At 61.1% G+C, this 26,469-nt stretch carries 29 protein-coding genes; 13 read left to right on the top strand and 16 right to left on the bottom strand.

What is annotated here, in order from left to right:
- Positions 1-6: 6 nt before the first annotated feature.
- From HMPREF3148_RS01870 to HMPREF3148_RS01810, 13 genes are all read right to left on the bottom strand, one after another.
- Positions 7-231, bottom strand: coding sequence for an acyl-CoA carboxylase subunit epsilon (locus HMPREF3148_RS01870; RefSeq protein WP_005528020.1), 225 nt, complete (start codon positions 229-231; stop codon positions 7-9).
- 11 nt (positions 232-242) lie between these two features.
- Positions 243-1,775, bottom strand: coding sequence for an acyl-CoA carboxylase subunit beta (locus tag HMPREF3148_RS01865; protein WP_049147337.1), 1,533 nt, complete (start codon positions 1,773-1,775; stop codon positions 243-245).
- Between the two features lie 26 nt (positions 1,776-1,801).
- Positions 1,802-3,415 (bottom strand): acyl-CoA carboxylase subunit beta, encoded by a 1,614-nt coding sequence (locus HMPREF3148_RS01860; protein ID WP_049064137.1) that lies wholly within the window; start codon positions 3,413-3,415, stop codon positions 1,802-1,804.
- Positions 3,416-3,670: 255 nt separating this feature from the next.
- The gene (locus HMPREF3148_RS01855; RefSeq protein WP_005528026.1) at positions 3,671-3,922 is read right to left on the bottom strand and encodes a hypothetical protein; all 252 of its coding nucleotides are present in this window, start codon (positions 3,920-3,922) and stop codon (positions 3,671-3,673) included.
- A 175-nt stretch (positions 3,923-4,097) separates the two neighbouring features.
- Positions 4,098-4,400, bottom strand: coding sequence for a hypothetical protein (locus HMPREF3148_RS01850; protein WP_005528027.1), 303 nt, complete (start codon positions 4,398-4,400; stop codon positions 4,098-4,100).
- A gap of 9 nt (positions 4,401-4,409) precedes the next feature.
- Positions 4,410-5,717: an inorganic phosphate transporter gene (locus HMPREF3148_RS01845; protein ID WP_049192301.1), complete on the bottom strand. Its 1,308-nt coding sequence runs from the start codon at positions 5,715-5,717 to the stop codon at positions 4,410-4,412.
- A 310-nt stretch (positions 5,718-6,027) separates the two neighbouring features.
- On the bottom strand, positions 6,028-7,557 hold the full coding sequence (gene treS / locus HMPREF3148_RS01840) for a maltose alpha-D-glucosyltransferase (RefSeq protein WP_005528029.1): 1,530 nt from the start codon (positions 7,555-7,557) through the stop codon (positions 6,028-6,030).
- Positions 7,554-7,739, bottom strand: coding sequence for a hypothetical protein (locus HMPREF3148_RS01835; protein ID WP_005528030.1), 186 nt, complete (start codon positions 7,737-7,739; stop codon positions 7,554-7,556). Before HMPREF3148_RS01835 ends, treS begins: the two co-directional genes overlap by 4 nt.
- Positions 7,739-8,107 carry a hypothetical protein gene (locus HMPREF3148_RS01830; protein WP_049064133.1) on the bottom strand — a complete coding sequence of 123 codons (369 nt, stop codon included), beginning with the start codon at positions 8,105-8,107 and terminating at the stop codon, positions 7,739-7,741. The genes HMPREF3148_RS01835 and HMPREF3148_RS01830 overlap by 1 nt, the downstream gene beginning before the upstream one ends.
- Positions 8,107-8,928 carry a carbohydrate ABC transporter permease gene (locus HMPREF3148_RS01825; RefSeq protein ID WP_049151950.1) on the bottom strand — a complete coding sequence of 274 codons (822 nt, stop codon included), beginning with the start codon at positions 8,926-8,928 and terminating at the stop codon, positions 8,107-8,109. Before HMPREF3148_RS01825 ends, HMPREF3148_RS01830 begins: the two co-directional genes overlap by 1 nt.
- Complete coding sequence (locus HMPREF3148_RS01820) at positions 8,928-9,884, bottom strand: carbohydrate ABC transporter permease (protein ID WP_034656551.1); 957 nt, start codon at positions 9,882-9,884, stop codon at positions 8,928-8,930. Before HMPREF3148_RS01820 ends, HMPREF3148_RS01825 begins: the two co-directional genes overlap by 1 nt.
- 188 nt (positions 9,885-10,072) lie before the next feature.
- Positions 10,073-11,362 (bottom strand): ABC transporter substrate-binding protein, encoded by a 1,290-nt coding sequence (locus HMPREF3148_RS01815; protein ID WP_034656552.1) that lies wholly within the window; start codon positions 11,360-11,362, stop codon positions 10,073-10,075.
- A gap of 161 nt (positions 11,363-11,523) precedes the next feature.
- Positions 11,524-12,516 (bottom strand): ABC transporter ATP-binding protein, encoded by a 993-nt coding sequence (locus HMPREF3148_RS01810; protein ID WP_049064132.1) that lies wholly within the window; start codon positions 12,514-12,516, stop codon positions 11,524-11,526.
- A 441-nt stretch (positions 12,517-12,957) separates the two neighbouring features.
- On the opposite strand from HMPREF3148_RS01810, the gene HMPREF3148_RS01805 reads away from it, so the two are divergent.
- The 3 genes from HMPREF3148_RS01805 (at position 12,958) to HMPREF3148_RS01795 (ending at position 14,830) form a co-directional block, all read left to right on the top strand.
- Entirely contained in the window at positions 12,958-13,164 is a 207-nt protein-coding gene (locus HMPREF3148_RS01805; protein ID WP_049147347.1) for a hypothetical protein, read from the top strand.
- 74 nt (positions 13,165-13,238) lie between these two features.
- The gene (locus tag HMPREF3148_RS01800) at positions 13,239-14,069 is read left to right on the top strand and encodes a biotin--[acetyl-CoA-carboxylase] ligase (protein WP_049147349.1); all 831 of its coding nucleotides are present in this window, start codon (positions 13,239-13,241) and stop codon (positions 14,067-14,069) included.
- 320 nt (positions 14,070-14,389) lie between these two features.
- Complete coding sequence (locus tag HMPREF3148_RS01795; protein WP_005528042.1) at positions 14,390-14,830, top strand: hypothetical protein; 441 nt, start codon at positions 14,390-14,392, stop codon at positions 14,828-14,830.
- Here HMPREF3148_RS01795 and budA read toward each other — a convergent pair.
- Positions 14,827-15,546 (bottom strand): acetolactate decarboxylase, encoded by a 720-nt coding sequence (gene budA / locus HMPREF3148_RS01790; protein WP_049064127.1) that lies wholly within the window; start codon positions 15,544-15,546, stop codon positions 14,827-14,829. The two genes, HMPREF3148_RS01795 and budA, sit on opposite strands and share 4 nt — an antisense overlap.
- Here budA and HMPREF3148_RS01785 point away from each other — a divergent pair.
- The gene (locus HMPREF3148_RS01785; RefSeq protein WP_070508604.1) at positions 15,532-16,749 is read left to right on the top strand and encodes a 5-(carboxyamino)imidazole ribonucleotide synthase; all 1,218 of its coding nucleotides are present in this window, start codon (positions 15,532-15,534) and stop codon (positions 16,747-16,749) included. The genes budA and HMPREF3148_RS01785 overlap by 15 nt on opposite strands.
- A gap of 9 nt (positions 16,750-16,758) precedes the next feature.
- Positions 16,759-17,259, top strand: coding sequence for a 5-(carboxyamino)imidazole ribonucleotide mutase (gene purE / locus HMPREF3148_RS01780; protein WP_049064124.1), 501 nt, complete (start codon positions 16,759-16,761; stop codon positions 17,257-17,259).
- Between the two features lie 75 nt (positions 17,260-17,334).
- On the opposite strand, the gene HMPREF3148_RS01775 is transcribed toward purE, so the two are convergent.
- A complete protein-coding gene (locus HMPREF3148_RS01775) occupies positions 17,335-18,318 on the bottom strand; it encodes a LacI family DNA-binding transcriptional regulator (protein WP_005528046.1) in 984 nt (327 codons plus the stop codon).
- 30 nt (positions 18,319-18,348) lie between these two features.
- On the opposite strand from HMPREF3148_RS01775, the gene HMPREF3148_RS01770 reads away from it, so the two are divergent.
- The 8 genes from HMPREF3148_RS01770 to HMPREF3148_RS01735 all read left to right on the top strand — a co-directional run bounded on the left by HMPREF3148_RS01770 (position 18,349) and on the right by HMPREF3148_RS01735 (position 25,345).
- Positions 18,349-18,819 (top strand): YdcF family protein, encoded by a 471-nt coding sequence (locus HMPREF3148_RS01770; RefSeq protein WP_070508603.1) that lies wholly within the window; start codon positions 18,349-18,351, stop codon positions 18,817-18,819.
- A gap of 168 nt (positions 18,820-18,987) precedes the next feature.
- A complete protein-coding gene (locus HMPREF3148_RS01765; RefSeq protein ID WP_141740952.1) occupies positions 18,988-19,809 on the top strand; it encodes an aldose 1-epimerase family protein in 822 nt (273 codons plus the stop codon).
- A gap of 18 nt (positions 19,810-19,827) precedes the next feature.
- Positions 19,828-21,483 (top strand): sodium:solute symporter family protein, encoded by a 1,656-nt coding sequence (locus HMPREF3148_RS01760; RefSeq protein ID WP_005528049.1) that lies wholly within the window; start codon positions 19,828-19,830, stop codon positions 21,481-21,483.
- 13 nt (positions 21,484-21,496) lie between these two features.
- Positions 21,497-21,778 (top strand): hypothetical protein, encoded by a 282-nt coding sequence (locus HMPREF3148_RS01755; protein ID WP_005528050.1) that lies wholly within the window; start codon positions 21,497-21,499, stop codon positions 21,776-21,778.
- Positions 21,778-22,869 (top strand): galactose-1-phosphate uridylyltransferase, encoded by a 1,092-nt coding sequence (gene galT, locus HMPREF3148_RS01750; protein ID WP_070420865.1) that lies wholly within the window; start codon positions 21,778-21,780, stop codon positions 22,867-22,869. The genes HMPREF3148_RS01755 and galT overlap by 1 nt, the downstream gene beginning before the upstream one ends.
- Positions 22,862-24,100, top strand: coding sequence for a galactokinase (galK, locus tag HMPREF3148_RS01745; protein ID WP_070508602.1), 1,239 nt, complete (start codon positions 22,862-22,864; stop codon positions 24,098-24,100). The genes galT and galK overlap by 8 nt, the downstream gene beginning before the upstream one ends.
- A 104-nt stretch (positions 24,101-24,204) precedes the next feature.
- Positions 24,205-24,597 (top strand): hypothetical protein, encoded by a 393-nt coding sequence (locus HMPREF3148_RS01740; RefSeq protein WP_053085486.1) that lies wholly within the window; start codon positions 24,205-24,207, stop codon positions 24,595-24,597.
- A 346-nt stretch (positions 24,598-24,943) separates the two neighbouring features.
- Positions 24,944-25,345, top strand: coding sequence for a hypothetical protein (locus HMPREF3148_RS01735; protein WP_070508601.1), 402 nt, complete (start codon positions 24,944-24,946; stop codon positions 25,343-25,345).
- A gap of 9 nt (positions 25,346-25,354) precedes the next feature.
- Here the strand turns inward: HMPREF3148_RS01735 and HMPREF3148_RS01730 are convergent, their stop codons facing one another.
- Positions 25,355-26,395: a ribonuclease HI gene (locus tag HMPREF3148_RS01730; RefSeq protein ID WP_005528057.1), complete on the bottom strand. Its 1,041-nt coding sequence runs from the start codon at positions 26,393-26,395 to the stop codon at positions 25,355-25,357.
- Positions 26,396-26,469 lie beyond the last annotated feature (74 nt).

The raw sequence follows: 26,469 nt of genomic DNA, 5'->3' as shown, positions 1-26,469 counted from the left end.
CAGCCTTTAGTAGTAACGCACGTTGCGGAAGGCGGACGGGTTGAAGACGTCCTGTGCGCCGTATGCGTCGAAACGCTCGTCGAGGCGGCCCCACAGGTTGCGCTCGCCGGCGTCAGAACCGGCCTGCTTTGCGCGGGCATCAGCACTGAGCTGCGCTAGGACTGCGGTAAGTGCGGCAACCTCATCGTCGGAGGGGTTGCCCTTGAGTACACGAAATGTTGGTGCGGTCATGGATTCTCCTTTTAGAGGGTGATGTTACCGTGCTTCTTCGGGGCCTGGGCGACGATCTTGCGTTCCAGAAGTCGCAGGCCTTCGACGAGGTAGCCGCGGGTTGCGGAGGGTTCGATGACATTATCAACCAAACCGCGCTCGGCAGCGGCATAGGGGTGCAGGATCTGCTCGGCGAGCTCTGTTTCCTGCTCCGGGGTAGCTTCCTCGCCATAGATGGCCAGCGCAGCCTGGGATGCCTGGGTGACGGCGATTTCAGCGGTAGGCCATGCGTAGGCCAAGTCTGCGCCTAAGTCCTTGGAACCCATGAATACATAAGCCGGGCCGATTGCCTTGCGGGTGATAACGGTCAGCTTGCCCACGGTTGCCTCTGCGTAAGCGAAGGAAAGCTTCGAAGCGCGGCGCAACAGGCCGGACTTCTCTTCTTCCGGAGTAGGGACGAAGCCAGGGGAATCGACGAACTCGATGACCGGGGTATTGAAGGCATCGCAGGCGCGGATGAAGCGGGCAGCCTTTTCGGAACCTGCTGAATCCAGTGCACCTGCTAGGGCTAGCGGCTGGTTAGCCACGATGCCGACTGGGCGGCCTTCGATGTATGCAAAGCCGGTGATGATGTTTTCGGCGGCGTCGGCCGCGAGCTCGAAGAAGGTGTCTTCGTCAACGACGGTGTTAATGACGTCGTGCATGTCGTAGGCCTCGGCAGCGGTATCCGGGATGATGGTGTCGAGCTTGTGGTCGCGGTCGCTGACGTTGTCCGCAATGGAGCCAGAGCTAATCTCAGCGGCAACGCGTGGGGCTTCGGCACGGTTGTTGGCCGGCAGGAATGCGAGCACGTCGCGGGCAAGGGCTACGGCCTCGGCGTCGGACTGCGCGACGAGGTGAGCGGTGCCAGCTGCAGCGTGCACGGCGGCGCCGCCGAAGGTCTCTGCTTCCGCGCCAGCGATGTGCGGCGCTGCCTGGTGGAGGGTAGCTCCCTGGGTGATGATGAGGACGTCGGAAAGCGTCGGCGCAAAAGCAGCGATGCCCTCGGTGTTACCTACAACGACACCGATCTGCGGAATGAGGCCGGAGGCCTGGGTTACGCGTGCCATGATGCGGGCGTAGCCAGCCAGAGTGACGATGCCTTCTTGGACGCGCGGACCGGTGGAGTCATACAGGCCGATGATTGGGACACCGGTCTTGAGTGCAAGGTCGTAGACCTTGGTGAGCTTTTCTGCGTACGCCTCGCCGAGGGTGCCGTCGAATACAGTGGGGTCCTGGCTGAAGATGCAAACCTTGCGGCCGTCGACGGTGCCATAGCCGGTGACGACGCCGTCGGTGTACGGACGATCGTGCTCACGGCCGAAGTCGGTGGAGCGGTGGCGGGCGAGGGCATCGGTCTCGACGAAAGAACCCTCGTCGAGCAGCTTCTCGATGCGCTCGCGTGCGCTCAAGTTTCCTGCGGCATGGATTGCCTCGAGGGTCTCGGCGCCCATGGGGATGCGCGACTCGCTGAGGCGGTTGTTGAGATCCTCGATCTTGCCAGCAGTGGTTTTCAGATCAGTCATAGGGACTAATTCTACAACCCGTCTTCTTAGAGCGGGATGTTGCCGTGCTTGCGTGCAGGGCGTGCCACATTCTTGTCGGCGTAGAGGCGCAAGTTCTTGGTGATGGCGCTGCGGGTCTCGGAGGGGAGAATCACGGCGTCGATAAGCCCGCGCTCAGCAGCCTTATATGGGTTGAGCATGTGGTCCTCGTACTCGCGCTCGAAGGACTTTGCCAATTCCTGCACGTCCAGGCCCTTCTCGTGGGCCTGCTTGAGCTCCTTGCGGTAGATAAAGCCCACGGCGCCGGCTGCGCCCATGACGGCAATCTGGGCGGTTGGCCACGCGAGGTTGACGTCTGCACCCAAGCCCTTGGAGCCCATGACGCAGTAGGCGCCGCCGTAGGCCTTGCGCATGGTCACCGTAATCTTCGGGACAGTGGCCTCACCGTAGGCGTAGAGCAGCTTGGCGCCGCGACGCAGAATGCCGTTGTGCTCCTGGGAAGCGCCCGGCAGGAAGCCTGGGACGTCGACAAGCATGACGATCGGAATGTTGAACGCGTCGCAAGTGCGCACGAAGCGTGCGGCCTTCTCAGAAGAGTCGATGTCGAGGCAGCCTGCGTAGACCTGTGGCTGGTTAGCCACGAAGCCAACCGTTTGGCCTTCGATGCGTCCGAATGCGATGACCACGTTCTCGGCGCGCTCAGCCTGGATCTCGAGGTACTCGCCGTCATCGGTGAGCGCTGCGATGACATCCTTTACATCATAAGGCTGGGTAGGGGAGTCAGGGATGATCTCGTCGAGCATGAGGTCGTCAGCGGTTTCCTCGCCGAGCTCTTCGAAAGGCTCAAAAGGAGCGCGCTGACGGTTGTTTGACGGGAGGTATCCCACGAGGTCGTGGACCCAGTCGAGGGCCTCTTCGTCGGAGGATGCGGTGTAGTGCGAGTTGCCGGCCGCGAGCATGTGGACGGACGCGCCACCGAGCTCTTCTTGGGTGATTTCCTCGCCGGTGACGGTCTTGATGACGTCGGGTCCGGTAACGAACATCTTGGACTTCTTGTCCACCATGACCACGAAGTCGGTGAGCGCCGGAGAATAGGCGTTGCCGCCTGCGCAGGCGCCCATGATGACGGAGATCTGTGGGACCACGCCGGAGGCCTTGATGTTTTGGTAGAAGGTCTTGGCGATCCAGTCCAGGGACACGGCACCGTCTTGGATGCGGGCGCCTGCGCCCTCGTAGAGGCCGATGAGCGGGCGCCCGGTGGTGATGGCCAGCTCCATGATCTTGATCATCTTCTCGCCGTAGACCTCACCGAGGGCACCACCGAAGACAGTGCCGTCTTGGGAGAAGATGCAAACCTCGCGGCCGTCGATGGTTCCCCAGCCGGTGACGATTCCGTCGGTCACGGGCTTCTTGGCGGCCATACCGAAGTCGGTGGTGCGGTGTACTGCGAGCATGTCAGTTTCGACGAAGGAGCCTTCGTCGAGGAGGTAGTCCAGGCGGTCGCGTGCGGTGAGGCGGCCCTGATCGCGGACTTTCTGGTGGGCTTTTTCGCCCATGGGCGCAGCAGCTTGCTCGCGCCGGCGCTTTAGCTCAGCAATCTTGCCGGCCGTGGTGGTCGCGTTCATAGAATCAAGATCCGACAAATGTGAGGAAATAGTCATGTTTGGGGAGTTTAGGCAATTTTGCTTGAGTTTTACACCCTGACGCGCCGGTGATTTCCCTCACAAAACTAGTTTGTGCAGGTGAGAGGCTTGCAGAATATGAGGAAACTCTCGTATTTGGCATTTTAACCCTTTGCTGGGCGGGGCGTTTGCCTGGGGTGGTCTCAAATTCTTTAGGGCACTACAAAAAGAAACGTGCCCTTTCTCCCGTGGGGAGTAGGGCACGTTAACGCTCAATGGAAAGGGGGTGCTGTCTTAGGCTGCGAGGCCGAAATCCATCAGGAATAGCTCAACTTCGTACAGCTCCTCCTCGCGAGGGGAGCGGTTATTTACCGCATTGAATGCGGCAACGATATTGCCGGTTGTTGCCGGGGTGGTTCCGCGGTCAACGAGCTCCTCGGTGACGAGCGCTTCCATTGGGGTTGCATCCAATGCGTCAAGGCCTGTGCCGGTGGCACTCTTGAATGTTGTAGTGAACGAGGAAATCAGTCCGTTAATAGTATTCATTGATGCTCACCTTCTTTCAGTCCATGCAATGAATCAACGGCCGCTTACGGTTGGTATAGAAAATGGTGGCCGAGCTGATGTTTCTGACATGGTACGCTCGGTCCGCTAAGTAATCAACCTGGAGTTACGCGTTTGTTAACTTTTTGTTAACTTAAGGCGTGGAGTGAAGCAGGCCCTAGTGCTTGCTGGACAAGCCGGGGAACAGCTCCAATCCGAAGTAGTGGTTGATGGAATCCTTGGCAATCCAGGAGATGGCAACCAGGATGATGACGCCCAGTACGGCGTACACGGTCCATCCCAAGACCTTCATCTGAGCGGAAGCTTCGGTATCGCCTACGATAACGCCCTCGCTGTTGCGAATCGGGTCACCGGTCATGCAACGCATGCCCAGAGCGAAAAGGAGCGGGATACCAGCGCCGAAGGCGAGTGCCAAACCAGCGACGCGAGAAATAGCGACGAGAATTTCCATGGCGGTCATGGCGTTGTCCTACTTTCCTTCAATAGTGGTGGTGTGAGCGGCGCTGGAGGCATCGTTGATCACGCCGTGTGCGGCAGTGGCAGCACCTGGTGCGTTGCCAGTGGTGACACCTGCGGCGACCTTCTCGTGTGCTTGCAAGGAGGAGTCGACGGTCTCTGCGTCAGCGCCCCAATCGTCGTTGACATTGGAAGCGTCAACCGGGTTGCGGCGAGCACGCATCAGGATGACGGCGACCATGGCCAGCAGGATGATGGCGTCGACGATAGCGCCGGTGAGAGTGTTGGTAGCACCACTAACGAGGTGGGCAATCCACCAGGTGACGAAGCCAACCGCCGCGGCACAGGGGAGGGTGATGAGCCATGCAGCAACCATGCGCATTGCGACGCCCCAGCGAACCTGAGCGCCCTTCTTGCCCAGGCCGGTACCGAGGATGGAACCGGTGGAAACGTGGGTGGTGGACAGTGCCATACCGCCAGCGGCGGAGGTGAGGATGATGGCTGCGGAGGAAGCCTCAGCTGCCATGCCCTGTGGGGACTCAATCTCAACGAGGCCCTTGCCCAGGGTACGGATGACGCGCCAGCCGCCGGACAAGGTGCCGGCTGCGATGGCCACAGCACAAGCAACGATGACCCAGGTCGGGATGCGCTGGTCGGAGGTTGCCTCACCGGCTGCAACGAGGGCGAGGAAGATGACACCCATGGTCTTCTGGGCGTCGCCAGCGCCGTGTGCCAGGGAAACCAGGCAGGCGGTGACAATCTGGCCGTGGCGGAAGTGTCCGTTCTTTACGCGCTCCGGAATGGTGTTGGTGACCCAGTAGACCAAGGCGGTACCGCAGGCGGAAACCATGGCTGCGATGAAAGGCGAGGCGATAGCCGGGATGATGATCTTGCCGGCGATGGAGGACCAAGCGACGCCGCCGGTTCCCAGCGCTGCGAAAGCGGCACCGATGAGGCCGCCGAACAGTGCGTGGGAGGAAGAGGACGGCATGCCCAAAAGCCAGGTGAACAGGTTCCAGAAGATGCCGCCGATGAGGCCGGTGAAAACGACCATGAGGAGGGCTTCGCCGTCGGCGCCTACGGAGAGGTCGTAGGAGTCGAGGTTCACGATACCCTTGGCCACGGTTGCGGCCACGTGGACCGAAAGGAATGCGCCGATGAGGTTGAGAGCTGCGGAGATTGCAACTGCGGTGAAGGGCTTCAGCGCACCGGTGGCGATGGAGGTTGCCATTGCGTTGGCGGTGTCGTGGAAACCGTTGGTGAAGTCAAAGGCGAGGGCAGTGACGACCACGATTGCCAAGATGATCAGTGTCGCTGTCACAGTCGCGACCCCTTTCAAGATTCTGTTGAGGGATTTGAGACGGGTTAAGACTTTGCTTTGAAAATTAAGCAGTGTCGCAACCACAAATCGAGCTACCAAGGGTCTAGCGTAGACCCCTTGCAATTCTCTTCCTAATCTTGGGGTTTAGTCGTGAACTGGGGTTTTGTGTTTTATGTGCGCTAACTAATTCATTAACCCAATTACCTTTAGTGAAGATTTCCGCGGTATACGCCTCGCGTTAACCTGCCGTTAACCAAAGGGGTGGAGCGAGGACTCCACCCCAACTGACCTTTCCTAATTAGGACTCTGGTTAAGCCTCAATAGGCAACCACGCGTAGCCGTATGGGCCTAACTCGACCGGACCCAGATCCACGGATTCCTCAGTGAAGTTGTGCAGGCACAACAAGCTGCCACGCTGGAACGCAAGAATGCCGGCCTCGCCGGTCTCGACAGCCTCGAAGGGCGCGGTGGCCAACTCCGGGAAAGCCTTGCGCTGTGCAATGAGTTCGCGAACGGTGTTGAGCAAGGAGGTTGGGTCATCCTTTTGCTCCGCCACGTTAACCTTCGTGCCGCCCACGATGGGGCGCCGCGGGTGCGGGGCAGTGGTGAACCCGGCGCCGTCGCCAGGTTCCCATTGCATAGGGGTGCGCACTGCGTCGCGGTCTGGCAGGGCAGGCGAATCGCCCATGCCAATCTCATCCCCGTAGTAGAGGAAAGGCGAGCCCGGCATGGTCAGCAACAGGGAGTAAAACAGCTCAATCTTGCTGCGGTCATTTCCCAGCAACGGAGCCAAGCGCCTAGCGATGCCCACGTGCGCGCGCATCTCGTCATCCGGCAGGTAATGGTGGTACATCAACTCGCGACGCGACTCGTTCACCATTTCCAGCGTGAGCTCGTCATGGTTGCGCAGGAAGGTGCCCCACTGGCAGCCCTCGGGCAGCTCCGGTATCTCCTCCATGATGTTGTAAATGGGGGTGGCGTCGCCAAGCGCAAGCGCCTCGTACAAACGCGGCATCAGCGGGAAGTTGAACACCATGTGCACGCGGTTGCCCTTGCCGAAGAACTCCATGGTCTCCGCCGGAGGCTGGTTGGCCTCGGCGATCATGACAGCCTCGGGATAGTTCTCGTCAACGAAAGTGCGCAGCTTCTCAATGAACTCGAGGGTTTCGGGCAGCGATTCGCCGCCCGCTCCGTCGCGCTCGTAGAGGTATGGGATTGCGTCCAAGCGGAAGCCGTCCAGGCCCTTGTCCATCCAGAAGCGCACGATGTTGAAGACTTCCTCGTGCACCGCGGGGTTGTCGTAGTTGAGATCCGGCTGGTGCGAGTAGAAGCGGTGGAAGTAGTACTGCTGGCGCACCTCATCCCAGGCCCACGTAGAATCTTCCACGTCGGTGAAGATGATGCGGATTTCGGGATAGCGGTCTGGATCGTCGCCCCACACGTAGTAGTCACCGTATGGGCCTTCGGGATCGCGGCGGGAGGCCTGGAACCACTCGTGCTCGGAGGAAGTGTGGTTGAGCGCGAGGTCAGTCATGAGCCGCATGCCGCGGCTGTGGACCTCAGAGATGAGCTGCTCGAAGTCCTCCATGGTGCCGTAATCGGGATGGATGGAGTAGTAGTCCGCGATGTCGTAGCCGTCATCTTTGAGCGGGGAGGCATAGAAAGGCGAAAGCCAGAGACAATCGACGCCGAGCCACTTTAGATAGTCAAGCTTTTCGATGACGCCTTGGAGCGTGCCCACGCCCTTGCCACCGGCTGCCGCGGGATTCCCGGTGGCGCCGGAGTCTTTGAAAGAGCCAACGAGGGCTTGGTAGAAGATGGCGTTCTGGTACCAACTCATCTGAGGTCCTTTCTTTTGGCGCGCCACAGGAGGTATTCAATACCGCAGAGCACAGCGGCGAGAATCCCCGGCCAGATGGCGGGCTCGGGTTGGAAGAGATTGAGAATTGCTTGCGCGATGGCGAGAAAGGCGAAAAAGCCGACGAATCCTAGGGCAGTGTCCCACAAAAGTGCGTGGCGCATTAGCTGATTTTGAGGTTAAAAGCGGTTCCGTCCGAGAGCTTCACGCTGGTCACGCCCTTCTTGAGAGCGGCAAACCCGGCGTTGAACTCCGTGGCACCGTCGGTACGGGCGGGGGTAAATTCGGCGACCTCAGGATTGCTGACTTCTGCGGTGAGCCCGTTGGATTCGGCGATGACGAGGTTTTCGCCGAGCTTTAGATCGATGGTCTGCCCCGAAAGCTCCGCGGGTCTCAAGATGACGGGGGCGGGTGCGCCGACGGCTTCGCTTCGTTCCACTGCGGTGCTTTTCTCCTCTTGAGATGGTGTGCACGCAGTGCCGGCCAATGCCATGCTTGCAGCCGCTGCGATAACTCCCAGGTGCTTCAGCATTAGGCCTTGACACCTCCGGCGGTCAGGCCGGCCACGATGCGGTGTTGGAAGATGAGAACCATGATGATGAGCGGAATGGTCACGAGTGCACCCGCTGCCATGGTGGCGGCGTACGGGTACTCGAAGGCCGAGGGGCCGGAGAAGCGTGCGATGGCCACGGTTACTGGTTCAGTGGAGTCGTTGGAGAGCTGACGAGCCAACATGAACTCATTCCACGTGGTGATGAATGCGATGATGGCGGTGGTAAACAGCGCCGGGGCAGCGAGCGGCAACAGTACGAGACGGAAGGCCTGGCCGCGCGAGGCGCCGTCGACGCGAGCGGCTTCCTCCAGTTCCCATGGAAGCTGACGGAAGAAGCTCAGTAGCGTGTAGACCGTCAACGGCAGTGCAAAGGAGATGTTCGGGATGATCATGGCGCGGTAGGTGCCGATCCAGTCCAGGTTGCCGAACATCTGGAACAGCGGGGTGACCAATGCGATGGCAGGGAACATCGAAGCCGCCAGGATGATGCCGGTGACGATTCCCTTGCCAGGGAAGTTGTAGCGGGCCAGCGCGTAGGCGGTGAAGACACCCACTGCTACGGCGATGGCGGTGGTGGCCAACGAGATGGCCAGCGAGTTGCCGAGTGCCGCCAAGAAGTTGTTGCCCTTGTCAGTGGCCAGTGCGTCCTGGAAGTTTTCCATGGTGACGTGGGTCGGCCACGGGGTGGTGTCGAAGGTGTGGTCCTTGTGCCGCAGTGCCGTTACGACCATCCAGTAGAAGGGAGCCAAGCCCCAGAACATGATGAAGATGATGCCGGCGTAGTATCCGAACTTTTTCATTACTGGACCGCCTTCCTATTCGAGCGCCGCTCATTGCCGGAGACATCAGCTCCCAGGAAGCGAACCAGGATGAAGGCAACGAGGAAGATGAGCAAGAAGATGAGAGTCGATAGTGCCGAGGCAGAATTGAAGTTGCCTTGGCGCATATCCTCAACCACCAGCTGGGAGATGGTGGCAGTGGGCGCGTTAGACGACGCCGAGATCATGATGACCGGAAGGTCGTACATGCGCAGTGCGTCGAGGGTACGGAACAAGATAGCCACCATGAGGGCGGGGCGCACCAGTGGCAACGTGATCTTGAAGAAGGTCTGGATGCGGCTCGCGCCGTCGACACGCGCGGCGTCATACACGTCCCGCGGAATCATTTGCAGGCCAGCCAAGATGAGCAGGGCCATGAATGGGGCGGTCTTCCACACGTCCGCGATGATGACGGCAAGACGGGCGTAGAACGGGTCCGTGGTCCAAGAAATATGGGTTCCCAGCAGGGAGTTCACGATGCCATCTGGCGCGAACATGAACTGCCACAACTTAGCCGTCACAGCCGTAGGAATAGCCCACGGCACCAGCACTGCTGCGCGGACAAGGCCGCGGCCCTTGTACTCACCATTCATGATGATGGCCATGAACATACCGAGGATGGTCTCCAACAACACGGTGACCACGGTGAAGAACAGCGTAATCTTTAGCGCCGGCCAGAAGTCCGTGGCGATAACGCCAGGAGGGCACTGCGAGATCTGCCCGGTGCCAGAAACACAACGGTTATTGATCCAGTACAGGTAGTTCTCAAGGCCGGCGAAGCCGCCTTCCTCGAAAATGCCCGTTTTGGGGTTCAAGTGGCGATTTCCCTGGAAAGAAAGCCAGACAGCACGCAGGATGGGGTAGCCGATAACAACGGCTAGCACAATCAGTGCCGGTGCGATAAGGCCCGCGGCATTGAGGTTCTGCTTGCGCTTCATGGCTGTGGGAGTTGTTACTGCCACGCTGGGACGCCTTTCTGCAGTAAGTGATCAGGTTGGCTAAGAGTTTAACGGGTGTGCCGGACATCAAAGACAATGCGGGGCGTGTGTGAGCACACAAGCTCACTCACGCCCCGCATTCTCAGCTCTCTATCTAAAAGAGAACCTAGTTAAAAGGGACTGGTCTTTTAGCCCTGGGAAGCAGCCTCGATAGCAGCCTTCATGTCCTTGGTTGCGTCATCCACGGACTTGCCAGCGGTCAGCGCTGCGTAAGCGTTGTCCTGAACAGCCTTGGAGATTGCGGTGTAGAACGGGGAGACCGGACGCGGTGCGGCGTTTTCCAGGGACTCCTTGAGAGCCGGCAGGTACGGGAACTGCTCGATGAGGGCAGCATCGTCGTAGACGGAAGCCAGAACCGGCGGGAAGGAAGCCTCAGCGAAGGACTTCTGGTTCTCCTCGTTGATGATGAACTTCATGAAGTCCAGCGCGGTGGCCTTCTTCTCGGAGTTGATGTTGATGCCGTTGTTGTAGCCACCCAGGGTGGAAACGCCAACGCCGTCCTTGCCTACCAGCGGCTGGACCTCGAACTTCACACCTTCATCCTCAGCGTTGGTGTACATGTACGGCCAGTTGATGGCGAAAGCGGTCTTGCCCTCGGTGAAGGCCAGGTTGGTCTCCTCCTCGGTAGCGGCGGTGGAATCCTTGGAGATGACGCCGTCCTTGTAAGCATCGACAAGCGCCTGCAGACCAGCCTTGGACTCAGCCGAGTCTACGGAAGGAGTGCCGTCGTCAGCCAGAACGGAGCCGCCCCAGCCCTCCATGAAGCCTGCGGTATTTACGGTCAGGCCTTCGTACTGCTTGAGCTGTGTGGTCAGGCAGGAGGTGTCCTCCTTGAGCGCCTCGCAAGCAGTCTTGATGTCGTCGAACTTCTCTGGTGCTTTGTCAGCCAAGTCGGTGTTGCGGAAGAGGAGCTGGCCGTTGGTGTTCTGAGGCAGAGCGTAGAGGGTGTCGTTGTAGGTAGCGGACTCAACGGTGGACTCGAGTAGATCGGAGGTGTCAACCTCCAGATCGCCGGTCAGCGGAGCGAGCCACTGGTTTGCGGCGAACTCTGCGGTCCAGACGACGTCGAGTGCCATGACGTCGTAGTCAGAGTTGCCAGCCTGCAGGGACTGTACGAGGGTGTCGCGCTGAGCGTCTGCCTCGCCGGCGAGCTCCTTGAGGGTAACCTTCTCGTCAGGGTGCTCCTTGTTCCACTTCTCGATGACCGGCTGGATCTTGTCGGTGTCGTTCTTACCCATCGCGAAGGTGATGGGGCCGCGGCCGTCAGCGCCGTCGGCGGAACCGCTGGATGCGGAATCGGAGGAACCCTCGTCAGAGGAGGATGAGCAGCCTGCCAATACCAGCGCGAGAGCAGCGGTGGTGACAACGGCGCCCTTGCGGGCGGTGTGGAGGCTGGAACGAAGTACGGACTTCTTCATGGGCATTTCACCTTTCGGAAAACTTCTGGTGACTTAAAAATAAGTTAAAACGAGCACATCGCGCGGGGGTTTGACTTATTTCCCGGTCTGAGACCGTTATTTTTTCCGAAAGTCCCAGTAGAAAGACGCGGTCGGGGGTGAGATCCACCCCCAACGTCTTATTAGGAGTTAATGCGTTCGCCCGTTTCGGGGTCGAAGTGATGCGCTTTATTCGGGTCGAAAGATAGATGTACGCTGTCGCCGCGCTGTGGAGTGTGTGCTTTATCTGCGCGGGCGACGAAACGCTGGTTGCCAACGGTGACGTAGACATAAGACTCAGCGCCGAGTTCCTCGACGATGTCAACGATGCCGGAGATATCAGTCGGGGCTTCTGTGATGAGCATGTCCTCTGGGCGAACGCCGATGCGGCCTTCGTTGTAGTTGAAGATGTTCATGGCAGGCGAGCCGATGAAGCCAGCGACGAATTCGTTGGCGGGGGCGTCGTAGAGCTCGCGTGGGGGAGCGACCTGCTGCAGGACGCCGTCCTTGAGTACAGCCACTCGGTCGCCCATGGTCATGGCCTCGACTTGGTCGTGCGTGACGTAGACGGTGGTGGTGCCCAGGCGCTGCTGCAGGCTGGCGAGCTCCGAGCGGGTCTGGACGCGTAGCTTCGCGTCCAAGTTGGACAGCGGCTCATCCATAAGGAAGACCTTGGGATTACGCACGATGGCGCGGCCCATGGCTACGCGCTGACGCTGACCGCCGGAGAGGTCCTTCGGCTTGCGGTCGAGGTACTCGGTCAGGCCGAGGGTGGCTGCGGCCTCGTCGACCTTCTTCTTAATCTCATCCTTAGGCAGCTTGGCGAGCTTGAGGGCAAAGCCCATATTCTCAGCTACGGAAAGGTGCGGGTAGAGGGCATAATTTTGAAAGACCATGGCGATATCGCGCTCGCCTGGTTCGAGGCCGGTGACGTCTTTATCGTCGATGAGAATGCGGCCGCTGGAGGTCGGCTCAAGACCTGCCAAGGAGCGCAGGGTGGTGGACTTTCCGCAGCCGGATGGGCCGACGAGCACCAGAAACTCACCATCTGCGATTTCCAGGTCAAGGTCCTTGACCGTGGGCTGGGCGGCGTTGGGATAGGTGATGTTGACCTTCTCAAAAGTGACCTTTGCCATGCGCCTACACTAGCACCCCCGTTAAATCGCCTATGCTGGTTGGCGCTATGAAAAAGCTTGCTCCACTCCTAGCTCTGCTCGTAGCCGGCTGTTCCGGTGCCGATACCGTAGATAACGCGGCTTCGTTTACCACTAACAATGCCGTTGGAGCTGTGGATGAACAGGCTCTGAACGCGGAAACGTCAGGAGCCGCGTCTGTTTCGGAAAGACCGGAAACTACATCAAATTCAGCACCACGCGACACCACTTTCAGCAAGATCTTCGGTGAGCAAGCTGAAGCTTCCGGGGTCCGCGACTATTTAGAAAACCACGGCAAGTTCGACACGGCATTAATGAAAGACAGTCTGAATGCTGCGGGCCTTCAGCTTTCGATGCTGAGGTTACCGAGTACGGGCAGTGGGGATGCGAGTGGGGGACCCGGGAATTCGCTACACGGTGGCTATGGAAGGAAACAGCGACTCACTGCAGGGCGATCTGCGTGGGACGCATGACCTCCTCATTAAGGACGCCGTCGAATGGTTGCCGGGGCAGCGCGGCATAACTGTATCCCCTGAGCAGGTAGAAAAAGCCCTGCCGCAGGCGGTGTTGACCACCTGTCTTGATGAAAAGGGCAAGCAGGAAATCCTGGATAAGCCTGGCTGGTTCTAGTGTGGGCGGGGTGGTTATGCGCATTAGCTAGTGTCAGCCGGGGCTGCTTTTAGGTGGCGGGTAATCTCGGTGGCATGACAGCTCCACTTGATATTGAACGCATTCGTACCGCGCTAGCTGATGACTTCGCTGTAATTGATTACGTAGAGCAGACCGGTTCAACCAACACGGACCTCATGCAGGCGGAAAACGTCGCTGATGGCACCGTGCTGTTGGCCAACGAGCAGGTCTCCGGCAAAGGCCGCTTGGGCCGTACTTGGGTTAGCCCGGCGGGTTCACAGCTGATTCTTTCGGTGCTCATCCTTCCCGAGACCCTTGAGTACCTCGGCACTTTGCCGCTCGCTTCTGGTTTGGCGGTCACCGATACGGTTGAGGGCTCCGTGCTTAAGTGGCCAAATGACGTCCACATCGACGGCAACAAGCTTTGCGGCATTCTCGCCGAAGCTGGCCCAGTGGGCGCTGCCTTCAAGTCCGCGCCGAAGACTGAGTTTAATAAGGCTGAGGTGAACAAGGCGGAGGTCGCCCCGAAGACCGAAGCAGGAGCTACGCTGTCTGCACGCGTTGTCGTGGGCATGGGTCTGAACGTCACCTTGACCCGCGAGCAGCTGCCCATCGAGAAGGCCACGTCCCTGGCCCTCGAAGGCCGCGACACCGACCGCACCGAGCTGGCAATTGCTTTACTGAAGAACTTGCGCCGCCGCATCACCCAGTGGGAGAACCAGGATCCACAGCTAATGGCGGACTACCGCAAGGTCTGCTCTACCATCGGCCAGGAAGTTCGTCTCGAGGCGCCGACTGGCGACGTCGTCGGTGTCGTCGAAGGCATCGCCGACGACGGACGCATCAACGTCGGCGGCGAGTACTACTCCGCCGGCGACGTTACGCACCTGCGCCCGGTTCAGTAGCGACTCGTTGCCGCGCCGCGTGGAGAGGCGGGGCGTTGTAAAGCACAATTTGCCAAATAGGGCCCGCCACAGAGCGTGGCAGGCATTCCTATTTGGCAAATTGTGTCTATTTAGGGGCGCTGTCCGCCCATCGGGCCGCCGCCCATTCCCTGGGAGACCTCACCGTCATCTTTGAGCTGCTCACCAGTGGATTCGTCCATGCCGCCGGCCGGAGGCTGTGGCATCTGGCCATCTGTAGGCATCGCCGTTGGAGTCCAGTTCGTCGCCGCCCGCGTAGATGGTGCCGACGCCGCCGCCTCCTGCGGGTATCATGCACCCCTATGGGATTGATGAAGATGGGCCGCGGTGAAGTCGTCCGCGTAGATATGACCGCGCCGTACCGTGCGCTCCTTTTCCCATTTCTCGAGCTCATCCTCATCACTGGTCTGGCCTGGATGGCCATCGGCTGGGCGGATTCTTATGGCCTCGACGTCAATCTTCGCAACGGAATCGTGGGCCTGTGGGCGGTACTTTCTCTCTGGCGCTTTGGCTTGCCGCTGTACCGCACGCGGCGCCGGCGCTTCATCGTGACCAACCTGCGCGTCATCGCGCGCGAGGGCAGCCACGTGGACTCGATCCCACTGCGGGATATCCGCGGCGCTAGACGCCGCCGCGGAGGCATCTCCCTCGCTATCCACGGCTACGAGCGCCCGATGTACTTCCCTTCCATCCCCAAGGCCAAGCGCGTGGAGGAGATCCTCAACGAGCAGGAGCTCTTCTAATTCTTAACCTCTGTGGTGTGCAGCTGGTGGTCCAGATCCTCAGGAGCCAGGTTGGCTTGGCCAAACTCTTGGGTCAGCGGCAGGCGCAGCTCGAGGTCGGTGCCGGGGCATAGCTCGATGGTGGCGTCGTCCACAACGTAGTCCAGGACGTGCCCGCCGGAGGTGCGATCGGCGTCGATAAAGTGCACGTGGCAGCCCGGCACCGAGATTCCCTTTTCAAAGACCGGAGTGCGGAAGCCGCCGATGATGCCCTCGACATCGGTGAAGTGCAGCTCCTTATCGCCGCCCACGGCCTCGGCCATTGGGGGATAGGGCTTGGACTGCTTGACCACGGTGCGGGTGGTCACCGAGCGGAAGCGGCCCGAGATTCGCACGGCATACATGTAATTCGCGGAGGGCTGAATCTCATCCACGAAAGCAGAAAGCTCGGAGCGCAGCATGCCCTGCGGCGCCTCGACCTTGATGCGCGGCACAAAGTTCGTAGCCACCGCAAAGGGCGTTCCCTGGTCCAGGTCCGCGATGGTGGCAGTTCCGTCGCCGCGCAGCTGGTAACACACGCCGTCGAGGATGATCATCTCGCCATCGAGGGCGTCGAACGTGCCGATGCCGAAGTTACCCTTGCCGAGTAGCTCGCCGATGGTCATCTCACCGTCATAGATGCCGTCGAGAAGGGCCGTCATGAGGGAGTTTTGGAAGATAGTATGCCGGACGATCATAGCCTTAAGGCTAGTATTGGACAGGTGAGTCAACAAGCAAAGCCCATCGTTACCGTTTTTGGCGACGGCCAGCTCGCACGCATGTTGCAGCCGGCAGCCGCTGAGCTAGACATCCATTTGCGCATCCTCGCCTCCTCCGGCGAGCAGTCCGCAGCGCAGGTCATCCCGGACGTTGTCCTGGGGGATTACCACGACTACGACACTCTCGTCGGCGCGTCCCAGGACGCGGACGGCCTGACTTTCGAGCACGAGCACGTGCCTACCGAGCATGTGCAGGCGCTTATCGACGCCGGATACAATGTCCAGCCCCAGCCTTCTGCACTGTTGTACGCGCAGGACAAGCTGCTCATGCGCCAGAAGCTCGCGGAGCTGGGTGCACCAGTCCCGCGTTTTGCCGCGATTGAAACCGTGGCAGATGCGCTGGACTTCTTCGGACTCGTTGAGGGCCGTGTGTGCCTGAAGGCCCGCCGCGGTGGCTACGACGGCCACGGCGTGTGGTTCCCTGAAGCGCATGAGCTGGAGTCATTGGTTGCCAAGCTGCTTGATGCGGGCACACCCCTCATGGCAGAGGAGAAGGTCACGCTGACCCGCGAGCTTTCCGTGCTCGTTGCCCGCCGCCCTTCCGGCGAAGTGAAGGCTTGGCCGATCACCGAGTCCGTGCAGCGCGACGGTATCTGCGCCGAGGCTTTCGCCCCCGCGCCGGGGCTGAGCCCTGAGCTGGCAGAGCGTGCTGCTAAGGTCGGCGAACTCGTGGCCGCGCAGCTCGGCGTCACGGGCGTCTTGGCGGTTGAGCTCTTCGCGTTTAATGCTGATGCCGGTGAAGACATCGCCGTCAACGAGCTGGCCATGCGCCCGCACAACACCGGCCACTGGACCCAGGATGGCTCAGTAACCTCGCAGTTTGAGCAGCACCTGCGCGCGGTCTTGGACCTGCCGCTGGGCGCTACCGATCCGCTGGCGCCTATCACCGTCATGGCCAACGTGCTGGGCGGCTCTGCCGACCCAGAAATGCCGATGCGGCAGCGCGTGCGCGAAGTGATGGAGCGCTACCCGCAGGCCAGGATTCACCTGTACGGCAAGGACTATCGCGCCGGCCGTAAGATTGGCCACGTTAACGTCGTGGGCACGGATGTGGCTAAAACCCGCCGCATCGCTGCCGATGCCGCACACTTCCTCGTCCACGCTGAGTGGGCCGAAGCTTAAGGAGATTTTATGGAACCGCAGGTTGGCCTGATTATGGGCTCCGATTCCGACTGGCCCACCGTCAAACCCGCAGCCGAGGTGCTCGCGGAGTTCGGTGTGGCTTTCGAGGTGGGCGTGGTCAGCGCACACCGCACCCCGGAGAAGATGCTGGCTTATGCCAAGTCCGCGCACGAGCGTGGCCTGCAGGTCATCATCGCCTGTGCGGGCGGCGCGGCGCACCTGCCGGGCATGGTTGCGGCGGCTACTCCGCTGCCGGTTATCGGCATCCCGCGTGCGCTTAAGGAGCTCGACGGTATGGACTCGCTGCTGTCCATCGTGCAGATGCCGGGCGGCGTGCCGGTTGCGACCGTGTCCATCGGCGGCGCAAAGAACGCCGGCCTGCTGGCCGTGCGCATCCTCGGTGCTGGCGATCCTGCCCTGATGCAGAAGATGGCAGAGTACCAAGAGAACATGGCCGCCGAGGTCGAACAGAAGGACGCGAACCTGCGCGCGAAGCTTCTCGGCGAGTAGGGGCCGCGATTGCCTCCTGCAGTAAATGCACGTTTGACCGTAGAGCCAGCTCTCGGTCAAACGTGCGGCAGTCGGCTAGCTCTTGGTCAAACGCGCGGCAGTCGAGACGCGGGGAATGTAGGTTGTCGGGACCTTGACGCCCGTGGGGGTGGCGTTGTGCGCGATGGCCGCGGTCAGTTGTTGTACCGCTAGGCGGCCAAGCGCCGCCATATCTTGGTCCACCACAGAAATGGGGACCGGCTGCAGGCGGAAGAAGTTGAGGTCGTCGAATCCGACCAATGCGATATCCGTACCAATACGCTTGCCCGCGTTGTAGCAGGCCTCCAGTGCACCGGCGGTCATCATGGAATCGCCCGCGACGATAGCCGTGACGTCCTTTTCAAAGAGCTCCAGCGCTCCGACGTAACCGTCCTTGCGGCGATAGCCACCCTGCGCATAGAAGGTACTGAACTCGCTGGTCGCGCCGCGAAAAACCTTGAGTCGCTGCCGGCCCGTGGATGTTTGTTGAGGCCCCGGGATGTAGCCGATGCGCTCGTGGCCCTTCTGGCGCAGCTGGGTCAGCGCGGCGAACATGCCGGGCCGTGGATCGGAGGCCACGGCAGGGAAGGGGGCTAGCTCGCGGTCAATGAGCAGAAGCGGGCGGGACTTCGCGGCCTCGTTGAGAGCGGCCTCTGCACCTTCGACGGGGACGGTGATGATGCCGTCGACTTGGCGCCAGGTCAGGGCATCGAGAGCCTTGGCCAGGCGCTCCGGGGATTCCGAACACGTGGTCATGATTGCGGCAATTCCCTCGCGTTCGGCCTCGGCCTCGATGGCGGCGGCGATGAGCGCGAAGTATGGGTCGGCAAGGTTGGGGATGACCACACCGATGGCGTCGGAGCGGGAGCCGCGCAGCGCGCGGGCCTGGGCATTTGGGCGGTAGCCGAGCTTTTCCGCGGCGTCTTTGACCTTTTTCGTGGTGGCCTGCGAAATGGCCGGATGGTTGGCCAATGCGCGCGAGACCGTGGAGATGGACACTCCTGTGGCCGCGGCGAGGTCCTTCAGAGTCGGTGTGGCCACGGTGTCCTTCCTGGATTAAGCTCGTGCTTTATGTCCGGACCTATCTTAGTCCCCCTGTTGGTATTGGGAGCTCGCGTCCAAGGCGGCGTGCCAGGTCCTATGCTCGAGCGTCGCCTTGAGCGCGCATTTTTGCTGTGGCGCGGGCAGGACATCATCGTGTCCGGACGCGGAGAAGCCGAGGTGATGGAGGCTTATCTCATTGGCAGGGGAGTGCCAGCCGAGAAAACCATCGTCGAGCCCAACGCCACGAGTACCAACGAAAATTTGGAGAACTCCCTCGCGCTGTACCGCGCGCCCTACTTTGATGTGGTCACCAGTGACTTTCATGCCTTGCGGACCAAGCTGTGGTCGTGGCACCTGGGAATTCCCGTGCGCGTGCACTCTGCCTTTACGCCGTGGGAGCTGAAGCCGGAGAACTATCTGCGCGAAGTCTTGGCCACCCCGCATTCGGCCGCGCGCATCATTTGGCGGAGGATTTGCGCTGCTGTGTATGACCAGTAGCACCTAAAAGTAGATTTCAGGGATATCACTATGCAAGTTTATGCAAACGATTGACTGGCCCTTGAGCTGCGACTTAACCTAAAACCCGTAGTGAGTTACACACGGAAGAAAGGGCAATAGGTTATGACCAGAACGGCTAGCCCGAGCAGCTCTGCACCTGTGTACCGAATGGCACACGGTGCATACATGGCGGAAATCGCCAGCCTAGGCGGCGGCATTAAGGCGCTGACCTACAACGGCGAACCCCTTGTGGAAACCTACGACGGCCTGCCTCCGATGTGCGCCGGCGTGGTTCTTGCACCATGGCCAAACCGCACAGAAGACGGCTGCTTCACTTGGCGCGGGACTGAGCACTTAGTCCCCGTCAACGAGCCCGAGCGCAACAACGCAAACCACGGCTTCGTCCTCGACGCAGCCTGGGATCTGGTTTACTACGCCACCGACCGCGTGCAACTCACCACCCGCATCGAGGAACCGTGGCCGTGGCCTACCCAACTCATAGCCACCTACACCCTCGACGCAGCCGGCTTATCCGCCCACTTCGAGGCCAGCGCCGAAGGGCCCGCCCCGTTCGCGTTCGGCCTGCACACCTATCTCTCGGCACGCGGCGCGGCTGCCGACGCCTCCGAACTGACCCTCCCCGTCACCGAGCACCACCTGCTGGACGCCCGGAACTTGCCGACGGGTGAGGTAGAAGAGGTCGTCGTCAAGCGCCAGCGCATTGCCGAAGTGGAATGGGATGACTGCTTCCACGGGCATGGACCACTGACCGCAGAGTATGTCTCGGCGGGCAAGGGCGTGCGCCTAGAGATGGGGCAGGGGCTGGATTGGGTCCAGATGTACACTCCGGCAGATTACCCAGGGCGCGGGCGTGCCCTGGCGGTGGAGCCCATGAGCGCTCCGCCAAACGCACTGCGTAGCGGCACAGACGTGGCCGTTCTCAACGCACATCAACCGATTGCCTACGAGCTTCGCTTGAGCGCAATCTAATAAAAGAAAGCTCTTGAAATGGAACCTTCAGTATTGAGACTCGACGCAACCTGGGTGGATTATCTGCTCGTTGCTTTGTACTTCCTCTTTGTCTTGGGAATTGGCTGGGCTGCAAAAGCCCGCGTTTCCTCCTCCATTGACTTCTTCCTCTCGGGCCGCGGTTTGCCGGCTTGGGTGACTGGCCTGGCGTTCGTCTCTGCGAACCTCGGTGCGGTGGAAATCATCGGTATGTCTGCAAATGGCGTGGAATACGGTTTCCAGACCATGCACTACTTCTGGATCGGCGCCATCCCGGCCATGGTCTTCCTAGGCATCGTGATGATGCCGTTCTACTACGGCTCCAAGGTGCGTTCCGTGCCGGAGTTCATGCGCAGGCGCTTCGGCAACGCGGCACACCTGGTCAACGCGATTTCCTTCGCCGTGGCACAGCTGCTCATCGCCGGTGTGAACCTGTACCTGCTGGCCACCATCGTTGAAGCCCTGCTGGGCTGGCCGATGTGGGTCGCGCTCCTTGTCGCTGGCCTCATCGTTTTGTCCTACATCACCCTGGGCGGCCTGTCCGCAGCCATCTACAACGAGGTTCTACAGTTCTTCGTCATCGTTGCTGCTCTGGCACCATTGACCATCATCGGCCTCAACCGCGTCGGCGGCTGGCAGGGCCTGAAGGATTCCGTTATTGCGGAATCCCACTTCCACACCTGGCCGGGCACAGACATTTCCGGCTTTGAGAACCCAGTCTGGTCCGTCATCGGTATCGTACTGGGCTTGGGCTTCGTCCTCTCCTTCGGTTACTGGACCACCAACTTTGTCGAGGTACAGCGCGCCATGGCTTCGGAGTCCATCTCCGCAGCCCGCAAGACCCCAATCATCGGCGCTTTCCCGAAGATGTTCGTGCCCTTCCTCGTGGTTATCCCGGGCATGGTGGCTTCCGTTTCCGTCGCTGACCTCATGGAAGAGCGCGCTGAGCCAAACGACGCCATCCTGCTGCTCATGCGCGACCTTCTTCCGAACGGCCTCCTCGGCGTGGCCATCGCTGGCCTGCTGGCCTCCTTCATGGCTGGCATGGCCGCAAACATCTCCGCGTTCAACACGGTTATCTCTTATGACATCTGGCAGACCTACGTGGTCAAGGACCGCGAGGATGACTACTACCTGAAGTTCGGCCGCATCGCGACCGTCGTCGCCACCGGCGTGGCCGTCTTTACCGCCCTTTTGGCCCAGAACTTCGGCAACGTCATGGATTACCTGCAGACGCTGTTCGGCTTCTTCAACGCCCCGCTGTTCGCAACGTTCATCCTCGGTATGTTCTGGAAGCGCATGACTCCGCACGCCGGTTGGTCCGGCTTGGTTGCAGGTACCGCATCTGCAATTACCTTCTGGTACATCGCAACCTTTACCGACGCAACGGCTTCCATCTTCAACCTTCCTGGCCAGGGCACGGCATTCGTGGCCGCTGGCGTGGCCTTTACGGTGGATATCATCGTCTCCGTCATCGTCACCATGTTTACCCAGCCCAAGCCAGACGAAGAGCTCGTCGGCTTCGTATCCTCGGTTACCCCGAAGGACCACTTCGAGGACTACACCGAGAAGAACCTGCCGTGGTACAAGCAGACCGTCCCGCTGGGCGTCATCTGCCTGGTTATTGCCGTCGGCCTGAACGTCATCTTCGCCTAAAGGAGCATCAATCATGACAACCAAGACTTCACCTCAGCACGCGGGTGCCTTTGACCTGCGCAACGTGATCGGTGCGCTCCTGGGCATCTACGGCATCGTCCTCGTAGTCTGCTCCTTCGCCCTCGACCCAGGCGTCAATCCGGACACGGGCCTGCCGAAGGAATCCTCCGACAACCTCTGGGCCGGCGTCGCCATGCTGGTCGTCGCAGTAGCCTTCATGCTGTGGGCCAAGCTGCGTCCCATCATCGTTGACCCTTCCAAGATCGACGAGTCGAAGCTGGCGGAGGCCAAGTAATGCTAGAGATCACCAAAGCCGCGCTTGCCGACGGCCGCGAAATCATCTACTTCGACGACACCCCACACACCGACCGCGTCTTGGAAGACAGCCGCGAACTCCCGCAAGTCACACCGGCTTCGGAGATGCGCCGCGACCCGCTGACCGGGGACTGGGTGGCCTTTGCCGCCCACCGCATGAACCGCACATTCATGCCCCCGGCCAACGAGAACCCGCTCGCGCCGACCCTGCCGGGCCAGCTGCCCACGGAGATCCCGTCGCCGTCTTATGACGTGGTGGTCTTTGAAAACCGCTTTCCCTCCTTTGCGATGGGGATGGAGGACTACGAGGACGACGTCGACGGCATGGGCCTGGTCCCGCGCCTGCCGGCGAAGGCCCGCTGCGAGGTCGTGTGCTTTACTTCTGCCCCGGAGCTGAGCTTCAAGGATCTGCCTGTGAGCCGCATTCGCACCGTCATCGAGGCGTGGGCGCACCGCACCTCGGCGCTGTCTGCGCTGCCTGAGGTGGCGCAGGTCTTCCCGTTTGAGAATCGCGGCGCCGAAATCGGCGTGACGCTGCAGCACCCGCACGGCCAGATCTACTCCTATCCGTTCCTCTCGCCGCGCATGAAGTCCATCGTGGCTTCCTCGCAGGCTTACGAGGGCGATCTCTTCCAGGACATCCTGGACAAGGAGCGCGCAGCGGGCACCCGCATCATTGCCGAGACCGAGCACTTCACCGCGTTCGTCCCGGCTGCCGCGAAGTGGCCGCTTGAGGCGATGGTCATGCCCAACGAGTACGCGGCGGATTTCACCGAGCTTTCCGACGCCCAGCGCGACGACCTCGCCGCCCTGCTCAAGAAGCTGTATATCGCTGTGGACCGTTTCTTCGACGGCGTGGAAAAGACCCCGTACATCGCTGGTTGGAACCTCGCGCCGGCCGACCCTACGCTGCGCGGGGACGTGCGCATGCACCTGCAGCTGTTTTCGCTGATGCGCTCGCCGAACCGCATGAAGTTCCTCGCCGGTTCGGAGTCCGCGCAGGCAGTGTGGATCAACGACACCACCCCGGAGCACATCGCCGCCCGGTTCAAGGAGGTGTGGGATGCTTAACTGGATTTCCACTCGCTCCGACGCCGCGCTTGCCGACGCCGCGATCGCACTCTTCCGCTCCAACTTCTCCGCGGAGCCTGCCGGGGTTTGGGCCGCGCCGGGCCGCGTGAACCTCATCGGCGAGCACGTCGACTACGCAGGTGGCGCCTCGATCCCTTTCGCGCTGGAGCAGAACACGGCCGTGGCCGTGGCCCCACGCGAGGACGGCCAACTGCGGATTGCCTCCGAGTTCGGCGGCAAGGTCTACCGCGTGGACGTTTTTCTGGAGGAGGTTGGCCCGGGTTGGGCCGCGGGCACCCCGGACGCCTGGGCGGGCTACGTCGCCGGCGCCGTGTGGGCGGGCCTCGAGGACGGCGTCATCGCCTCCTGCGAGGGCCTCGACATCGCGATTGTCTCCGACGTTCCGGTAGGCTCCGGCCTCTCCAGCTCCGCGGCGTTGGAATGCTCGGTGGCGGTGGCGGCCTACGAGCTTTCGACAGGGCACGCGCCTGACGACGCCGCCCGCACCCGCCTGGTTCTCGCCTGCATGCGCGCCGAGAACGAGGTCGTCGGTGCCTCGACAGGTGGCTTGGACCAGAACGCGAGCCTCTTCGGACAGAAGGGCAAGGCGCTCGTCTTGGACTTCTCCACGGGTGAGGTTCGCCGCGTGCCGTTTAACATCGCGGAGCGCGACATGGTGTTGCTCATCGCAGACACCAACGCCCCTCACACTTTGAACGACGGCCAGTATGCCTCCCGCCGTGGCGTCATCGACGCGGTTCAGTCTCCATTGGCGGGCTCTGGGGCCCGCGGCGGAACTATCCGCGATATTCCCGATGCCGTTGCGGCCGCCACCCGGTGGGCGAGGGAAGCGGGGGAGGATGAGGGCGTCGTTAAGCGCCGCGTCGCCCACGTCGTGGAGGAGACCGCTCGCACCTTGGAAGCTGCCTCCGACTTGGAGGCCGGCAACCTTGACCGTTTCCGGGAGCTCATGCGCGATAGCCACATCTCGCTGCGCGACCAGTACGAGGTCACCACGCCGGAGCTGGACTGCGCGTTCGCGGCGGCCGGTGAGGTGGGCGCGCGTATGACTGGGGGCGGTTTCGGTGGCGCGGTGATTGCGCTGGTCAAGCGTGCCGATGTGGAGTCGACGGCGGAGGCAATTGCTGCTGCCGCGGTTGAGCGCGGCTTCCCGGCACCGACCTTCCTTGTGGCCAGCCCTGGCGACGGCGCGCGCCGAATCGCCGGATAAGCCCGGCCAACTGGCGGCTGGAAAAACTTTCTGGTCGCCTGTAATAAACGCGGCGGTAGTGCAACTAACTAGGTGAACATCAACTTCCTAGTTAAGGAGTCATCATGAAAAAGACCCTCGTTGCTGCTACCGCCGCTTGCGCTATTTTGGCTGGTGGTGGCGCTGCAGTTGCTACCGGCTTCAACCCGTTCAGCGAGGATGCGAAGACCACCGCTGGCACCCAGCTGACCAGTACTGTTGACGGTCAGCTCAAGCCGGGCCAGGAGCTGCTTATTGCGGCAAACTGCCCGGGTACTCGCGCGAACCTGACCACGTCGTGGGGTGCGACGACGGTGATGTCGCCGGCGGCTGACCTCGGCCAACTGGTGGGTTACGTAACCGCGCCGGACAACATCGGCCCCGGTCCTGCCGACGGCTACCACACCTACACCGTGACCTGCGATTCCGGTGAGACCGATACTTTCACCTTCGCGTCCGGCGGAAACGGCGGCCACTAGCACCCTGTGCGGCCTGGCCTCCGCTCTGGCCTCCGTGGCTTAGTCTCCGCGGCCCCGCGCGGACTGGCCGCCGCTCTGGCCCTCTCCGCCTGCGGTTCCGCCTGGGTTTCCGCACGTCCCAGACTGGTCCCATTGGTTGGCTCCCATTGGTTGGGTTTCTTTAGGGGGTAATGAAACCCAATGGGCCGTATTGGTCGCCAACGCTACTCGTAAAGGGACCATTAGAGGGAAACCCGTAGAGGGGGACCAACACGAAAGCGTCGAAAACAGCCCCACAAACGCAGGTCCAAACCCATTGCCCGGCTACATGAACTCGCGTGAAACAGTCGGCGCTATCCTATGTGCTATGACCAATCCTTTTGCCAATAACCCCTTCGAGGAACCCCTCGCAGACGCACCTGGCAATCCGTTTGCGGACGCGGCAAAACCGCAACCAGCGCAGTCTTTCCAACCAGCGCCAGTAGACGAGCCAAGCGAAGTCGTACCAGCTCAAACCAAAACTAACGAGCCAGAGCCAGCAGAGGCGGACGGCAAGGTTTACCCTTTTTCTTGGTGGAAAGCTGGCCTGTCAGCGTTTTTCCTTTTAGTCGGATTTAATGACTTTGGCGCGGACCCAGGAACCAGTCTTTTCTTTATCATCCCGTCGGCGTGGTACCTGTTAATGTCCGTCATCTATCGCGATAAGCTGCACAAACGCCGTTGGCTGTGGGTGTGGGCGGTGGCGTTTGCCTGCCGGATCATCTTTTAGCGGCTAAGCCTAAAGCTTGGCCAGCGCCTTGGTGATGCCCTCCTGCAGCGTGGCCCGCGACTGCTTCATCGGATGAGCAATCGCACGCAGCCCCATGTACGCAATCTGGTCCGCCGCGCGGTTGAGCGGATCGCCCGCATGGCCAAGCACGCGGCGGATTTCCACCTCGCATTCGCCCTCGACGTCGTTCCAGGCCTGCTGGAAACGCGACCGCGCACCTGACGTCACGCCGCGCCACGTTCGCCGCGAGCGCACCGCCTTCGACTGCTTATTGCGCAACTGCTCCACCGCTTCGAGCGCCGCGACCGAGTCGCTTTCAATAATCGCCTTCTTTGCACCCACCTTGAGCAGGTACTTCAGCGCCAAGGTCAGCGACTCCAGCTCGAGCTCGTCAGTACCCGCCTTAGTCTCGCGGGTGCGCAGCCGGTAGTCGCCATTGCCCGCCACGAAGCACATGGAGCCCTTGAACACGGTGTCGGAGGAGGCGTCGGTAGCAATGCGCACCGTGGCGCCCTCCGGCCATGATGACGCCTGCGAGAAGTTCGGCCACCAATGTGCCTTCGGGGTCTCTACCTGCGTGGCCTCTTTCTTCCGTGGCGCCTCGCCCAACTTCTTGGCCTTACGTGCGGTCAGGCCCGCTTCCTTGCGGCGCACAGAGCTCGCGCTTTTCGACGCCCTATTTTCCTCCGCAAAGCTGCCCGTCACCGTATAGCCGCGCCGTTCTAGCGCCGACCGCAGCGTATTTTGCCGGCGCCCCGTGACAATCCAGATTCGGCCCTTCAGATTCTTCGTGGCCTTCTCGAACTCGCGGATGGCAATCTCCACCACGTCGCCGCTCTTGGTCTGGCCCTTGCGTATGAACCGGGTCTGCCTGGTGTTTACTGCGATGACCCAGCCATCAACAGTGCCGCCCGGCGCGGAGTCCCAGCGCTCGTCCCACAGTGCGATCGCCACATGGACCGGTGCGTTCACCATAGAGTCGGTGATCTTCCGGGTGCCATACGTACGGGACTGCGTGCCGGTGAGTGCGCTGAGTTCGAGCGGTTCCATCGTCTACTAGTAAACCATCTGCGTCCGACACCGAGCACAACGTCACCGGTGCCGTTTTCGCCGCGGTGGCTCGC

Source organism: Corynebacterium sp. HMSC05D08, from assembly GCF_001807215.1.
In the GTDB taxonomy this organism is placed as follows: Bacteria; Actinomycetota; Actinomycetes; order Mycobacteriales; family Mycobacteriaceae; genus Corynebacterium; species Corynebacterium striatum.
This window is presented reverse-complemented; position numbering and strand designations above follow the sequence as displayed.